Below are 14,747 nucleotides of genomic sequence, written 5' to 3'. Positions count from 1 at the left end.
GCGACGCACAGGACGCGGATGCGCCTGAGCTTTTAGCCGATGTTTCTTTAAAGTCTCTATGGTAGTTCTTAACGAAGCGGGGAAGTGCTTCTTTGTCATTATTATTCTTCAATAAAAAAGAAACATGCATATGAAAGATGTTGAACACAAAAATCGACTTATGGAGCAAAAATTAGTGCTACAGAACATACAATTCAGAGTTAGGAAGCATTTTTCCCAAGGAAGACATAACCCCCCCAGTCTTAGGAACCAATCGATATTGATAAACAAAAACTAAGGTCAAATATCATGTTTACAGGAAAGTCCCACCGAATTTGTGGCGGGACTTAATTTTTTATTTCCTATGCAAACGGTTCTCGAGCGCTTCTTTCTGATCTTCAAACCCTGGCTTGCCGAGCAGCGCAAACATATTCTTCTTATAGGCCTCAACACCTGGTTGATCAAACGGGTTGACACCTAGTAAGTAACCGCTGATGGCACAGGCTTTCTCAAAGAAATAAACGAGATAGCCAAAGTAATATGGTGTTAATTCCGGAATGTTAACGACCAAATTTGGCACTTCCCCGTCAGTATGAGCTAAAAGCGTGCCCTCAAAGGCTTTCTTATTAACAAAATCCATGGTTTCGCCAGCAAGATAATTTAAATTATCAAGATTATCTTGATCTTCCTCGATCGTCATATCCTCACGGGGCTTCTCAACATTTAAAACAGTTTCAAGTAAATGACGACGCCCTTCTTGAACATACTGCCCCAAAGAATGTAAATCTGTTGAAAAATCAGCAGATGCCGGGTAAAGGGCCTTATGATCCTTACCTTCACTTTCTCCAAATAATTGCTTCCACCACTCGGAAAAGTAATGTAAGCCCGGTTCATAATTCACGAGTAACTCAATCACTTTACCTTTATTATAAAAGATATTTCGGACCACCGCATACTGATAAGCAGGATTATTCGATAAATCCGGCGTGTTGTAAGCTTCTTGTGCCGCCCGGGCACCGGCCATCATTTGATCGATATCAATACCGCTCGCAGCGATAGGTAACAATCCAACAGCGGTTAAAACAGAATAACGACCGCCAACATCATCTGGAATGACGAACGTTTCATAGCCTTCGTTTGTTGCCAAAGTTTTGAGTGCGCCTTTTTCCTTATCCGTGGTTGCATAAATCCGGCGACGTGCCTCTTCTTGTCCATACTTTTCTTCTAAAAAACTGCGGAAAATACGAAAAGCAATGGCCGGTTCCGTAGTTGTACCTGACTTCGAAATCACATTAACGGAAACATCTTTGTCCTTTAATACCGTTAACAGTTCTTTTGTATAGGTTGGACTGATCGTGTTACCGACGAAAATAACCTGAGGTGTCTCGCGGTCTTCCGCCGACAGCATGTTGTAAAAAGAATGGTTCAGCATTTCAACTGCAGCACGCGCACCTAAATAAGAACCGCCAATGCCAATGACAAGCAAAACATCAGAATCCGATTTGATTTTCTCAGCCGATGCTTGAATTCGCTGGAATTCCTCGCGATCGTAATTTTCGGGAAGCGTTAGCCATCCTAGAAAATCGTTGCCCGCACCTGTTCCATTATGCAAGGCTTCATGTGCCGTCCGAACTTGATCTTGCAAGTGCTCCATTTCATGTTCCCCAAAAAAGTTAAGGGCATTGCTATAATCAAATGTGACTTCACCCATTGATCTTCACCCTCCATGAATAATCTCTTCTACACTTTACATAAACACTGCCAACAATTCAACATATCTCACTGAAACTTAAATGGAAAAGGCCAACCAAAAGGCCGGCCCTCTAATTTATAGTGCACTCTTGAGTACGTCTAAGACATCTTGCCTTTCCATCGTTTTATAACCACCAAACGGACCGTTTGCCATTGCATGATCAGTAATGAAATCAAGCTTTTCGTCAGTGATATCATAATCTGCTAATCGTGAAGGTGCACCAAGGCGGTCCCAAAAGGCGCTTAACCGGTCAATACCTTCAATGGCAATGTCTTGGTCATTTTTCCCTGTAGGATCAACATCAAAAACCCGAACAGCCAATTGTTTCGTTTTATCAATGCCTTGACCCTTGTCAACGATATGTTTCAACCATTTCGGGAATAAAATCGCTAATCCCCCGGCATGAGGAATATCGTAAATCGCTGATACAGCATGTTCAAGATTGTGGGTTCCCCAGTCACCACGCGTGCCCATTTGCAACATACCATTTAAAGCAATCGTGCCACTATATAAAATCGTCTCACGCGCTTCATAATCCTTTAAGTTTTCAAGGAGTTTGGGAGCCGCATCAATGACGGTTTTCAACACAGCTTCACACATGTGTTCTTGAAGGGGTGTATTTGATTGACGGTGATAGTATTGTTCAAGCACGTGGCTCATCATATCAACAATGCCGTATACCGTGTGATTTTCAGGAACTGTATAAGTATTTGCCGGATCTAAAATTGAGAACTTAGGAAATAACAGCGGGCTGCCCCAACCGTATTTTTCATGAGTTTCCCAATTGGTCACAACTGCACCTGAATTCATCTCTGAACCTGTGGCGGCTAAAGTCAACACTGTCCCTAAGGGAAGCGCTGTATCGGGTTTAGCCTTTTTCGAGACAAAGTCCCAAACATCACCATCATACTTCGCACCCGCTGCAATGGTTTTCGACCCATCAATTACACTGCCGCCTCCGACAGCAAGAATGAAGTCGACATCATGTTCTTTACACAGCGTCACACCTTTATGTATAGTTGACAAGCGTGGATTAGGCTCCACCCCGGAAAGTTCAACAATATCAACATCAATGCTTTTAAGATGATTCACAACTTCATCATAAAGCCCATTTTTCTTTATACTTCCACCGCCATAAACCAATAAAACTTTGTTGCCGTACAACGGTACTTCATTTTTTAGCTCAGCCGTTTGACCATAGCCAAAAATTAATTTCGTCGGATTGTTCCAAACAAATGTATCCATAACATCATACCTCCTGTCTCATCTATTATGATGGTCACACTTTATCATTGTAAAGAAAAATGCAACCTGTATATTTTATTTCAGACAGCGAGAAACTAATCATGAGTACGATTTTTAAAGAAAAGGAGGGGCTCCAATGAGTGGTCTTCAACGAACGGCATTAGCATTAGTTATCATAGGTGGTATTAACTGGGGATTAATTGGATTTTTCGATTTTGATTTAGTTGCCGCTATTTTTGGTGGACAAGATAGTGCCTTAGCTCGAGTCATTTATGCCATTGTTGGTTTGAGTGCACTCTATAGTTTAACGCTGCTCTTTCAACCCTCAGAAGAGGTGGAGCGAGCGCCTGAAACTAATTAATCACCATATAAATATCCAGTTTATTTAAAAGGTATCCCTGAAATGGGATACCTTTTCTTATTTATTCAAACGCTTATTGAGCTGCGCTTGTTTTTCGTTTGATTCTTTTAACCAATCCTTTAATTTCGCTTCTAGGGTATTAAAACCTGGTTTATCTGCAGATTGTTGTTTTTCACGTTTTGGTGGCTTGGATTGTGATTGTGGCTTGGGTTGCGTTGCACGAATGGATAGAGAAACTTTGCCGGCATCTTCATCAATTTTGATCACTTTAACATTGACTGAATCACCGACACTTAAATGTTCGTTAATATCTTTTACATATTCATGTGATATTTCTGAGATGTGAACAAGTCCTTGTTGGTTTTCATTAATGGCGACAAAAGCACCAAAAGGCTTGATACCCGTCACTTTGCCTTCAACGATATCGCCAACGTTTACATCTTGCATTGAAACAACTCCCGACATGATTTTTTTAACTAAATAATTATATCATACTTCATTTAACTTTTCTATTTACACACGCCCTCATAACACCTGTCATTATTCATCATGTCCCGGGAAATAATTTGGCGTTTTTTGATCAGTATTGTCGATTAGATAAAAATATAGATAAGCGCCGCTTTTATAAAATAGCGGCGCTTATCCTTAATATGGACTGTTTGTCATCTCAACTTGAAATGCCCGAGTGTCAATTGTTTTTTCGACATACATTTGATGCCACAGCATAAATACGAGTATCGTCCAAAGCTTGCGGCTGTTGTCCCGCTTTTGGTGTCTATGGTCTTCAAGCAGTTTATACACGTACGATTTATTGATCCATTCATCCACTTGACTATCAGCAATGACCTGCCGTGCCCAATCATATAATTCATTGCGTAGCCACACTCTGATTGGAACCGGAAAGCCTAGTTTTTTATTATACAAAACACTGTCAGGCACTATATCACGCATTGCCTCTCTCAGTGCATATTTCGTTGTTTTATTTCCCGTTTTTAAGTCCTCAGGAATCGAGGAAGCAACATCAAAGACCGGCTTGTCCAAAAATGGAACACGGAGTTCTAAGGAATGAGCCATCGTCATCCGGTCAGCCTTCACTAAAATATCGCCACGTAACCATGTATGCAGGTCAACATATTGCATTCTTTCAATATCCTTATTGTCTTTGACACGTTCGTAAAGATTCGATGTGACATCTGTAAAATGCGTCTGCGGCAAAAAACCTTTATACAAAAATTGTTTTTCTTGTTCATCGAACATAAATGCATTGCCGATGTAACGTTCTTCCAGAGGGGTACACCCTCTAATAACATAATTGCGTCCCTTTGTCGTCTCAGGAAGACGTTGAGCTGTTTCTTTGAGTAAACGCCTTCCAAAATCAGGAATGTTTTTGAACCAATTAAGGGCTAAGGGCTCTCGGTAAATATTGTAACCACCGAACAGTTCATCAGCCCCCTCGCCGGATAACACCACTTTAACATGTTTACTTGCCTCTTTGGCAACGAAATACAGCGGGATAGCAGCAGGATCAGCCACGGGATCATCCATATGCCAAATGATTTTGGGCAGCTCATTTACAAAAGCTTCCGGAGTAATCACCGTATGTGTATTATTCACGTTTAACTGCTCCGCTGTATCCTTAGCGACATCAATTTCACTATAGCCTTCGCGTTCAAAGCCGACCGTAAATGTTTCAATGTTTGGATTAAGTTCTTTTGCAAGAGCAACAATGGCCGTAGAGTCAATACCGCTTGACAAAAATGCACCGACGGGAACATCACTGCGCATATGGACACTCACGGAATCACGCATCGCATCCCTGATCTGCTTTTTAGCCGTATCTATCGTTTTCGGAGCTGCCCGAAACTCAGGCTGCCAATATGGATGAACCGACATGGACCCATCTGCTTTTTTTGTAAAATAATGCCCTGGCTCTAGACGGTGAATCTTTTTTGACATAGTGTAAGGCTCAGGTACAAATTGATAGGTTAAATAATACTGCAAGGCCGCTTGTGACAAATCATCATTCGCTTCACCAGCGAGCAAGCTTTTTTTCTCTGACGCAAAAAAAGTGCCTTCATCAGTCTCCATATAATAAAAGGGTTTGATACCAAAGGGATCTCTGGCAGCAAAAATGGTCTGCTCAACCTTATCCCAGATAACAAAAGCAAACATTCCTCTTAAATCTTTCACCGCTTCTTCTTTTTTGGCGGCATATGAGGCAATGATCACCTCAGAGTCTGAATCGGTTTGAAATTCGTAACCCTCTGCTTCAAGTTGCTCACGTAATTCCACATAATTGTATACTTCCCCGTTATAGATCATGAAATAGCGTCCATCATCATAGGCTAAGGGCTGGTGCCCTCCTTCCAAGTCAATAATGCTCAAACGTCGGAAGCCAAATTGGACCCTGTCATCTGTATAGAATCCGTCGTCGTCAGGACCTCTATGAGTAATCAATTGGGTTCTGTAAGTCATACCATTTTGTTCATGATCATTTGGTTGTGATAAGTGGTTGGAAATAAATCCGACGAAACCGCACATAGCGATCTTCCTTTCTCTATCAAATCATAAAAAAGTGATAACACTTCTGTTGTGTTCGCCATTCTTAATAGTTTATCATTCTGAACATACCTTTCCCAGTTTACCATAAATCATCGACTATATTGCTCTTTTTTTGACCATCCAAAAGATTTTCGTAAAAAAAAGTGCCTTTAGAGAGGCACCCGTTCCACTTACTTTTCATCTTTAAACAATTCTTCTAACGGGACATCTAAAATGATAGCTACATTGGCAAGGATGTCAGCCGGCATCTTGCTACGACCTTTTTCTAAGTAGTAATACCCGTTTGGACTTTTATAGCCTAGCATTTGTGACATCGTGTGCAAAGACATTTGCTGCTTTCGTATACGTTTAAGCTTTCCCAAATCTACAACTCGTCTTTTCATTCCTCCACACCCTTATTTGCCAATATGGAAATTAACACAATTTTATAATAACATTAATGATATATATTTGTAAATTCATTTCCGATTCGGCAATTACCTATGTGGTAAAATTAAAACATGATAAACTAAATGCAAATTATTTAACGGAGGAAGGTGTTCCCTTAATGGGGAATATCCTTGGTCAACGAATACGTCATCTGCGACAGTCACACCAACTTTCACAAATGGAGTTAGCAACAGAATTAAATATTACGAATGTACAATTGTCTAGGTATGAGTCAGGCTCACGAAAGCCTGATCCTGAAACTATTGCTTTTGTCGCATCTTATTTCCATGTCACCGCTGATTACCTGTTAGGTTTATCTTCTTCCATTAGGGAAAATGATAGTGAATACATAAGCCATCAGCAAGACATCGAATTACTCAATGCCATTCACTCTTCCCCTGAACTGGAAAGTTTGATTAAAGACATGATAACTAACCATGATCAATTCCTTAAGCTTAAAAAAATATGGTCAATTATGAATGGAAAAGAGAACTCCGGTTACTAACCGGAGTTCTCTTTTTAAACAGGGCCTTGTAAATAACCTGATCTCCATAAGTAATACGCCCCACCGACTATCACTACAATAAAGAGAATCACCCATGCCACATTGTTACCACCGCCATAATTGGGAGCAGGCGGGTAGGGCTGGGGCTGTGGATAACCATAAGGTGAGTAAGGATCCCCCCCATACGGCGAAGCTCCGCCATATGGTGATACCATGCCTGGATATCCTGTACCGTTGTTAGGTCCAGATTGATTAAACTGAGCGGGACTTGTCTGAGGGTGTGGTTCAAAATAAGGAGATTCATAAGAACCATAACCACCATTTAATGACGCGCTGTCCCAACCATATGGATCATCAATCCCAGGATACTTGTTTATTCTGTCTTCGGTCACGTCAATGCCTCCTTTTCAGGCGTTTATTACATCCTATGCATATACTTTAAGGACGTTCGACTAAGTCACTCTATTTCCACAAATACTTGACAAGATTAAAAGTTGTTTTTAAAATGTTAACCGATATAGATCGGGGGTTAACAAAAAATGAAGTGGAACGCACGAGATTTAGTATTAGCAGCTTTATTTGCAGCTTTAATGGCGATCGGGGCCAATATCACAGTCCTTATCCCACCTGTTGCCGGTGTCCCTTTGACCTTTCAACCGTTTTTTGCCGTCATAGCAGGTCTATTATTAGGATCACGTTTGGGGCCTGTATCTATGATTGTCTATATGCTTATCGGACTTGCTGGTGTACCCGTATTTGCACAAATGCTAGGGGGGATCGGCGTGACGATGAAACAAGATTTTGGATTTATTCTTTCATTCATCGCGGTTGCCTACATTAGTGGCAAAATTGTCGAAACCACGCCTTCCCCAAGCATGAAACACTTTTTTCTTGCTGCGTATGCCGGTTTATTTGTCAATTACATCATCGGAACCCATTGGATGTATATGGCATTGAACTTCTGGATCAACACGCCCATCCCTTATTGGACAACTTGGACGTCGATGGTGCCTTTCTTTATCAAAGATATTATTTTTATATTCATAGCCGCACTCCTTGGTGAACGTGTATTTTATAGCATCTACAACCGTCAGCGCCCCGCCGGACGCAGTTTTTAGGTGAATTTCACGCGTCCAATCGATAACAAAGCTTGGTTAAAGATGTAACCAAGCTTTGTTATGACGTTCTATTGAGTAAGTAAGGCTAATGTTCGCGTCATTACACCAGTTGCTCCTTTTGGTCCTAGATCATTTGCTTGATCCGAAAAGGCCGTTCCTGCAATATCTAAGTGTACCCATGGCGTATCAGCCACAAATTGTTGTAAAAACATACCAGCCGTTATCGAACCGGCACCACCACCAGGAGCATTAACGAGATCTGCAACATGACTGCCATGTCGAATCATATCTTGATACGGCTTGTGGTGAGGAAAGCGCCAAATCCATTCCCCAGCAAGATCTGATGCGGTTTGAACCTGTTTGTAAAAGTCATCATCATTAGCAACGACACCTGTCGTATAATGGCCTAAAGCAGCAACAACAGCTCCTGTTAGTGTTGCAATGTCAACAAGATAGTCTGCCCCAAGTTCCCGACTGTAGGCCAAAGCATCCGCTAAAACCAGGCGCCCTTCAGCATCTGTATTGACCACTTCAACCGTTTGACCGTTATAGGCTGTTATCACATCTCCGGGTTTCACTGCCGAACCATTCACTAAGTTCTCAGTTGATGGGACAACCACCATAACATTAGCCTCCGGTTGTAAATAACCGATCGTATCCATTGCACCTAGAGCAGCTGCACTGCCACCCATATCTGATTTCATGGTGACCATGCCCTTTGGTGTTTTAAGGGAGTAGCCGCCTGCATCAAACGTGATCCCTTTACCCACAAATGTGAGTACATCGGACCAATCGGACTTACCTTGATACTTTAAGACCATCAATTTAGGGGGTTCATCTGAACCTTGATTGACCGCTAGCAAAGCTCCCATACCAAGGCGCTCCATATCTTCCTTATCAAGAACTTCAAATGACATTCCATGACGTTCGGCAATGTCTCTGGCATGATCCGCCAATATGGATGGCGTCATATGGTTAGCTGGATTATTGACTAAGGTACGGGCTGTATTCGTCCCTAAAGCTAGTGCCTTGCCGGTCGCAGCTGCATCCGATAATACACCATCGTTGTCAGCTGTTGTATAAAGCGTCAATGCGTCTAATTGAGATCGCTTATGATCATGACTACTTTTAAAATCATTAAACTGATATGCCGCCAAATGGACAGCTTCAGTGGCGTTAGAAATCACCGTCTCAAGAGGCAAGGTCTCGCTGACTAATCCGTCGACATCCATAGCAATATCGCCTACATCTTCTTTCAAAACCGCTTTAACTGCTTGTCCAACTGCTTCCTTTAAAGATTTATGATTGAGTTCTTAGGCCGCCCAACACCTAAAGTCACCACATATTTAGCCCTAGCTTGTCCAAAAGTATGTAACACTTTGATTTCTTTTTCATTTGTAAGCGTTGATTGGTCTTCAATGATCGCCGTCAATTGTCCATTTAGTGCATCATTCATTGACTGAAAAAAGCTTGAACGCGATGTTTTATCTGCGATCGGTAAAATCAATGCCTCATGTTTTTCTAAATTTTGATTGATGTTCACCATTAATTGGCCTCCCTTTCTGTTATAATTCTTATTATACAGAATTTTAATGATAGTCTCCAAATAATACTATCGTAAAGGGAGGACTTCTATGCGGATTGTATCGATTTGCCCGAGCAACACGGAATTGCTCGTTTATCTTGGTTTAACTGAACAAATTGTGGGCATCGACAACTATTCAGATTGGCCGGCTAGTATTCAACACTTGCCTAAACTTGGCCCAGATCTTGACATTGATATCGATCAAGTCGAATCGTTAAAGCCTGACCTAATCCTAGCTTCATTAAGTGTCCCCGGAATGGAAAAAAATATCGAACGATTGGAGGAACGAGGGTTACCTTATATCATCTTAGATCCTCAAAGTTTGGATGATATCGCTGATGATTTACTCAAATTGGGGCAGGCTGTACAGATTGAAGCGCATGCTAAAAAGATCGTCAACCGCTACCGCTACATCCTCGAAACTTATCGAAAGCTAGGAAAAACCATTAACGATCAACCGACGATCTATTGGGAGTGGTGGCCACGTCCTGTTTTCTCTCCTGGAGGTGTTAATTGGTTAACAGAAATGACAGATATAGCTGGAGGTAGGAATCTCTTTGCCGAGAAACATACGGCGAGTTACAAAACGGATTGGGAAAACATTGTTACGTTGGATCCCGATTACATTTGCCTTATCTGGGTGGGGGTGTCCCATCACAAGGTTAAAAAGGAATTTGTGCTCCAACGTCAAGCTGCTAGGCAGCTAAAAGCAGTCCGGCGTGACCAAGTCCACATATTAGAAGAACCTTATTTTTGCCGGCCATCACCACGACTTCTCATCGGATTAAAGCGCATTGCGGCTATCCTCCATCCTGAGGTTTTTCCAGCGTTTACACCGACTGATGATATACTGGAACATTAAAAAGCAAGGGATGCGCGCCTTGCTTTTAGGATTGATTATTATAGACAGGGCGAAACACTTGTAATGATTCTTGATTATTCAAAGTTCTCATGGTCTTCTCTGTTAAATGACCGTTGCCTTCTTTAACAATGTACACTTTGACATGCTTTTTTCCCCATTTATCATAGACATCTTGGACCGAATTATAGTATAAATCCAACCGGTCTCCCTGAATAGCTGATCCGGTATCGGCCACCACACCATAACCATATCCAGGAATAAATAGTACCGTACCTATAGGAAAAACATCGGTATCTGCAGCAATCGTCGAGTATAAATCTCGGCGTACTTCAACACCGCTATAAGTAATGCCATATGCTGGATGGTTTGGTGTTTTACCCGTTGATTCAATACCAGCTGTATAGCCCGTTGCTAATACTTTATGGGTTTCGTATTGTTCAAGTTTTAATGTCGACATTAATCCGCTGCCGCTTTTAACAGCCATATGGTTAATAAATGTCGAATTTGATTTTAATGGTTTCTGATAATTCCTTAACATTGATTGTTTTGTTTCAAGTGGTTGAGGTGAAGGTTCCTTGTACCATTCAATAAGAGCCTTTCCGTTTAGACCTGTAATGCTTTGGTATGTAGTTAGTAAAGCGATAACCACAAACAGGGTCATTAAGAAACGTCTTGACGCTACTTTAACTGTATGCAAATGCTTCACTCTCCTCGAGACTCATCATCTCCAGGAGAGAGCGCCATTATACATTTTAGAACATTTGATAACCTCTAGAGCGAAGCATTTTCATGACAATACCTGATATGATGGCTCCAATCCATCCTGCGGATAGAACCGTAATATCAGAAGGGGCTAGGCTTGCCATTTTTTCCCCTAAGGCTGGCATTGAAGATCCGAATTGTGTAAAATAATCCAACGTTGAAATGTCGTCTATATATAACAAAATAATAACCGGATAAAGAATGGCCGGCAGCCACGCCGTCTTGATCAACATATTAATAATAAAGCCAAGGCCAAAAAATAAGACAGCGAATAAGAGTATCGATACTAAAAAAGCCGGCAGAATCAACTGTGATGACATGCTTACACCTCCGATATTTCAAAAACAGTTTACTTGAATCATCGTCTAACCGTCAAATATCTTTTATTTTCATTAAAAAAACATACCCGCTACAAGCGGATATGTTTGTTTGGTTATTGACTTTTCCCCGTGCCTGAACAATTGTCACAGGTTTCTGAACCACCTAAGAGCAATTGAAAATAACCTTTTCCTTCACAATAGGGACAATAATTCCGCTTCCTGTCACCTTGAGACGACATCTCACAGAACCCCTTTCCGAGTTTTCAGACAATTTTATCAAGATTATCATTATTTGAAAAGAGACATATATTCGAATGGGAATCCATGTAAGCGAATTCATCTCAAGTTTCTTTGATTTAAGTTAGTTTTTCTTACAATTTTATTTTTTCAGCCTAATTAAAATAAGAGAAGACAGCTGATGATCAACTGTCTCCATTAATATCTATTATTGAAGAAAATTAAATTTACCTTTTTTGAGCAAGAGGCTAGGACCGCCGAGTAACAACAAATAGCGATCATCAATGATCTTTTTTAAAGCGGATGCCGTGAATCCCTTTAGCAAAGTATTTCCGACTTTACCAATAGCATCCCCTTCACCTAGCGAGGCAACGGTTCCTTTTTCGTGATAATCAAAAGGCTCCGTTTCTTGGCCTTGAATAACGGCTTTAAGATTTGCAGCTAGTGCATATGACTGCTGAATAGCAATTTGAGCTGTTGGCGGATAGGGTTGATCATTTTCTGGATTCGTCAAAAGAGCACAATCGCCAATCACAAAAACATTGTCATATTCTTGTGAGCGCAAGTCTTGACGAACGGGAATTTTCCCCCGATCGACTTCAAATCCTGATTCTGCAACAACGGTATTACCACGGACACCGCCGGTCCATACAACGGTGCGCGCATGAATTTCTTCTGATTCACCACCGTCCTTTTTCTCAACGATGACATCGTTAGACTTCACTTCCTTAATTAAATAACCTAGCTTAAATTCAACGCCTTTGCTTTCAAGGCGTTGCTTTGCGTAGCTTGCAAGTTCATCCTCAAACCCCGCTAAAATCGTCGTTGACCCCTCAATATTAATCACTCGAACTTTATCGCGGTCAATATCGTATTCCTGGCAGAGTTCAGGTACACGTTGTGCCAACTCGCCGACAAATTCAACACCTGTGAATCCACCACCGCCGACAATAATATTTAAACGGGCATCATCATGTTCATTACCATAGTGATAACTTGCAAATTGATATTCTATATGCTCTCTGATTTTCCGTACTGTATCGATACTTTGGATACTAAAGGCATAATCCTCTATCCCTTTAATACCAAAGGTAGCCGGGTCAAATCCGAGGGCGATTACAATATAATCATAATCCAATGTCCCGTTTTCTAGAATGACTTTGTTGTCTTTAGGTTGAATCTCTTTGACGATGTCTTGTACGAACTCGATGCGGTTGGTATTAATAACATTTCTAATTAGCATACGCGTTCTATCATGGTGAAGGGTTCCTGCTGCCGCTTCATGGAGCCATGTGGTCTGATAATGGTAATTATGTTTGTTGACAAGCGTGATATGTGCAGCGTCTGCTCTTAACTGCTTCGTTAATTGTTGAGCAGTCATCATCCCACCGTATCCAGCACCAAGAATCACAATTCTAGGTTGATTCACTTACATCACTTCCACCTTTTACGTTTTTGTTATACATTATAAGTTCATATTGTGATTTATTTCACGTACTTCATCACTTTTAATCCAAAGACTATAATAGAGTTTTGTATATGCTTTTTCAACACCAATCATGTTTTTGTGAATATTGTGTCTCGCAGAATTTAAAAGTATGTAAATCGCACCATCAGCAAAAGGTTGGGAAATGACACTGCTTTCCAATGGGCACCCTTCCCTAACAAAAAGACCTTTACAGGACGCTATTCTGCCTGTAAAGGTCTCGGTCTTATCTATTCAATTTAACAATTCGGATCAGGTGTACCCGCATTCGTCGCTGTTTTAAAGGATTGGCCGCAGCCGCATGTCGCGATGGCGTTCGGGTTATCGATGGTAAAGCCGCCGCCCATCATATTTTGCTTAAAATCAATGGTTACATCACGTAACAGCGGTTCGCTTTCCTTATCAATAACAACTCTAACCCCATTATCTTCAAATTGAGTATCACTATCATTGAGTTCACTATCAAAGCCCATTCCGTATGAAAGACCTGTACAGCCGCCACCTTTGACAGCAACGCGTAAAAACAACCCTTCGCCTTCTTCTTCGGCCATCATTTCCTTGACTCGGCTATTCGCCGCTTCCGTAATCGTCAACATATTTTTGACCTCCTTAGATCACAGGCGTCTATAAGAACAATATAACACCTTTAACAAAATCAATACAAGGAAACAGCTTAATAATGGAAGCGCCCATCACAAATCCACTCTGCTGCACCAGTCATGAGAACGTCTTTGTTTTCAGCCCACTCTATTGACAGGTCACCACCTTCAAGATGGACGGTCACTGGTTGCCCCCGACTGACATGCTTGTTCAGCACAGCCGCCACCGTTGCTGCACAGGCTCCTGTCCCACAAGCTTGGGTCCGTCCCGATCCGCGTTCCCAAACCACATAATTCAGTTCATGGTTTGCATTTTTCTCAACAAAGCCAACGTTAACCCCTTCAGGAAAACGTTCATGACCATCAGCGAGTAAACGCCCCATCAGTTCGACGGGGGCTTTCTGAATGTCATCCACAAAAAAAATAGCATGCGGATTTCCCATCGACACAGCTGTTAACGGCCATACTTGCTGATTCAGGACAAAAGCCTCACCAATCACGTGTGGAACATTGTCACCGGACATCGGGATATCGCGTCTTTCTAATTGAGGATGGCCCATATTAATCGTCACCTGACCGACAGATCGATTGTCATCAACATGTACGGAAGCTTCTACAAGTCCACCCAGTGTTTCAATAACAAAAGTTCTTTGATCAAGTAAATGACGTTCATAGGCATATTTAGCAACACATCGTAAACCATTACCACAGTTTTTCGCTTCAGATCCATCCTTGTTGAAAATCCGCATTTGAATATCAGCCTCAGGATGTTCAGGTTGACCGATCACAATAAGCCCGTCCGAACCCATTCCCGTATGACTGTCCGAAACACGCCGGGACAACTCAGGAAAGTCTGGCCAATCCATCGAATGACTTAACGTATCTATATAGATATAGCAATTTCCTAAACCATGCATTTTACTAAAAGGAATATCCATCTCGGG

The 14,747-nt window shown here is 41.5% G+C and carries 17 protein-coding genes and 1 pseudogene; 4 read left to right on the top strand and 14 right to left on the bottom strand.

Annotated features, from left to right (window positions below; all coding sequences use genetic code 11):
* Positions 1 to 334 precede the first annotated feature (334 nt).
* On the bottom strand, positions 335 to 1,690 hold the full coding sequence (locus tag B9Y89_RS08965) for a glucose-6-phosphate isomerase (protein ID WP_085522902.1): 1,356 nt from the start codon (positions 1,688 to 1,690) through the stop codon (positions 335 to 337).
* A 117-nt stretch (positions 1,691 to 1,807) separates the two neighbouring features.
* The gene (locus tag B9Y89_RS08960; protein WP_085522901.1) at positions 1,808 to 2,977 is read right to left on the bottom strand and encodes an iron-containing alcohol dehydrogenase; all 1,170 of its coding nucleotides are present in this window, start codon (positions 2,975 to 2,977) and stop codon (positions 1,808 to 1,810) included.
* A 136-nt stretch (positions 2,978 to 3,113) separates the two neighbouring features.
* Between B9Y89_RS08960 and B9Y89_RS08955 the strand changes: the two genes are divergently transcribed.
* Entirely contained in the window at positions 3,114 to 3,338 is a 225-nt protein-coding gene (locus tag B9Y89_RS08955) for a DUF378 domain-containing protein (RefSeq protein ID WP_085522900.1), read from the top strand.
* A 57-nt stretch (positions 3,339 to 3,395) separates the two neighbouring features.
* Here B9Y89_RS08955 and yugI read toward each other — a convergent pair whose 3' ends face one another.
* The 3 genes from yugI to B9Y89_RS08940 form a co-directional block, all read right to left on the bottom strand.
* Positions 3,396 to 3,785, bottom strand: a complete 390-nt coding sequence (gene yugI / locus B9Y89_RS08950) for a S1 domain-containing post-transcriptional regulator GSP13 (RefSeq protein ID WP_085522899.1) — start codon at positions 3,783 to 3,785, stop codon at positions 3,396 to 3,398.
* 198 nt (positions 3,786 to 3,983) lie between these two features.
* On the bottom strand, positions 3,984 to 5,879 hold the full coding sequence (gene asnB / locus B9Y89_RS08945) for an asparagine synthase (glutamine-hydrolyzing) (RefSeq protein WP_085522898.1): 1,896 nt from the start codon (positions 5,877 to 5,879) through the stop codon (positions 3,984 to 3,986).
* Positions 5,880 to 6,070: 191 nt separating this feature from the next.
* The gene (locus tag B9Y89_RS08940; protein ID WP_085522897.1) at positions 6,071 to 6,283 is read right to left on the bottom strand and encodes a helix-turn-helix domain-containing protein; all 213 of its coding nucleotides are present in this window, start codon (positions 6,281 to 6,283) and stop codon (positions 6,071 to 6,073) included.
* Positions 6,284 to 6,447: 164 nt separating this feature from the next.
* Here B9Y89_RS08940 and B9Y89_RS08935 point away from each other — a divergent pair, with 164 nt between their 5' ends.
* Complete coding sequence (locus tag B9Y89_RS08935) at positions 6,448 to 6,834, top strand: helix-turn-helix domain-containing protein (RefSeq protein WP_085522896.1); 387 nt, start codon at positions 6,448 to 6,450, stop codon at positions 6,832 to 6,834.
* Between the two features lie 14 nt (positions 6,835 to 6,848).
* Here the strand turns inward: B9Y89_RS08935 and B9Y89_RS08930 are convergent, their stop codons facing one another.
* The gene (locus B9Y89_RS08930; RefSeq protein ID WP_085522895.1) at positions 6,849 to 7,226 is read right to left on the bottom strand and encodes a hypothetical protein; all 378 of its coding nucleotides are present in this window, start codon (positions 7,224 to 7,226) and stop codon (positions 6,849 to 6,851) included.
* A 147-nt stretch (positions 7,227 to 7,373) separates the two neighbouring features.
* Here B9Y89_RS08930 and B9Y89_RS08925 point away from each other — a divergent pair, with 147 nt between their 5' ends.
* A complete protein-coding gene (locus B9Y89_RS08925; RefSeq protein WP_085522894.1) occupies positions 7,374 to 7,952 on the top strand; it encodes a biotin transporter BioY in 579 nt (192 codons plus the stop codon).
* Between the two features lie 68 nt (positions 7,953 to 8,020).
* Here the strand turns inward: B9Y89_RS08925 and B9Y89_RS08920 are convergent.
* Positions 8,021 to 9,408: pseudogene (locus B9Y89_RS08920) on the bottom strand (leucyl aminopeptidase).
* Between the two features lie 178 nt (positions 9,409 to 9,586).
* Between B9Y89_RS08920 and B9Y89_RS08910 the strand changes: the two are divergent.
* Entirely contained in the window at positions 9,587 to 10,399 is an 813-nt protein-coding gene (locus B9Y89_RS08910) for an ABC transporter substrate-binding protein (RefSeq protein WP_085522891.1), read from the top strand.
* A 25-nt stretch (positions 10,400 to 10,424) separates the two neighbouring features.
* Here the strand turns inward: B9Y89_RS08910 and B9Y89_RS08905 are convergent, their stop codons facing one another.
* The 7 genes from B9Y89_RS08905 to dapF form a co-directional block, all read right to left on the bottom strand.
* Positions 10,425 to 11,096, bottom strand: coding sequence for a 3D domain-containing protein (locus tag B9Y89_RS08905; RefSeq protein ID WP_441351474.1), 672 nt, complete (start codon positions 11,094 to 11,096; stop codon positions 10,425 to 10,427).
* A 55-nt stretch (positions 11,097 to 11,151) separates the two neighbouring features.
* Complete coding sequence (locus tag B9Y89_RS08900; RefSeq protein WP_085522890.1) at positions 11,152 to 11,481, bottom strand: YuiB family protein; 330 nt, start codon at positions 11,479 to 11,481, stop codon at positions 11,152 to 11,154.
* A 113-nt stretch (positions 11,482 to 11,594) separates the two neighbouring features.
* A complete protein-coding gene (locus B9Y89_RS19015) occupies positions 11,595 to 11,720 on the bottom strand; it encodes a YuiA family protein (protein WP_176222164.1) in 126 nt (41 codons plus the stop codon).
* Between the two features lie 206 nt (positions 11,721 to 11,926).
* The gene (locus B9Y89_RS08895) at positions 11,927 to 13,147 is read right to left on the bottom strand and encodes an NAD(P)/FAD-dependent oxidoreductase (RefSeq protein WP_085522889.1); all 1,221 of its coding nucleotides are present in this window, start codon (positions 13,145 to 13,147) and stop codon (positions 11,927 to 11,929) included.
* A 36-nt stretch (positions 13,148 to 13,183) separates the two neighbouring features.
* Positions 13,184 to 13,366, bottom strand: a complete 183-nt coding sequence (locus tag B9Y89_RS08890) for a hypothetical protein (RefSeq protein WP_085522888.1) — start codon at positions 13,364 to 13,366, stop codon at positions 13,184 to 13,186.
* Between the two features lie 77 nt (positions 13,367 to 13,443).
* The gene (locus B9Y89_RS08885; RefSeq protein WP_085522887.1) at positions 13,444 to 13,800 is read right to left on the bottom strand and encodes a HesB/IscA family protein; all 357 of its coding nucleotides are present in this window, start codon (positions 13,798 to 13,800) and stop codon (positions 13,444 to 13,446) included.
* Positions 13,801 to 13,877: 77 nt separating this feature from the next.
* Positions 13,878 to 14,741 (bottom strand): diaminopimelate epimerase, encoded by an 864-nt coding sequence (dapF, locus tag B9Y89_RS08880; RefSeq protein ID WP_085522886.1) that lies wholly within the window; start codon positions 14,739 to 14,741, stop codon positions 13,878 to 13,880.
* Positions 14,742 to 14,747: the final 6 nt, after the last annotated feature.

It is taken from the genome of Tuberibacillus sp. Marseille-P3662 (genome assembly GCF_900178005.1).
Taxonomy (GTDB): Bacteria; Bacillota; Bacilli; order Bacillales; family Sporolactobacillaceae; genus Marseille-P3662.
This window is presented reverse-complemented; position numbering and strand designations above follow the sequence as displayed.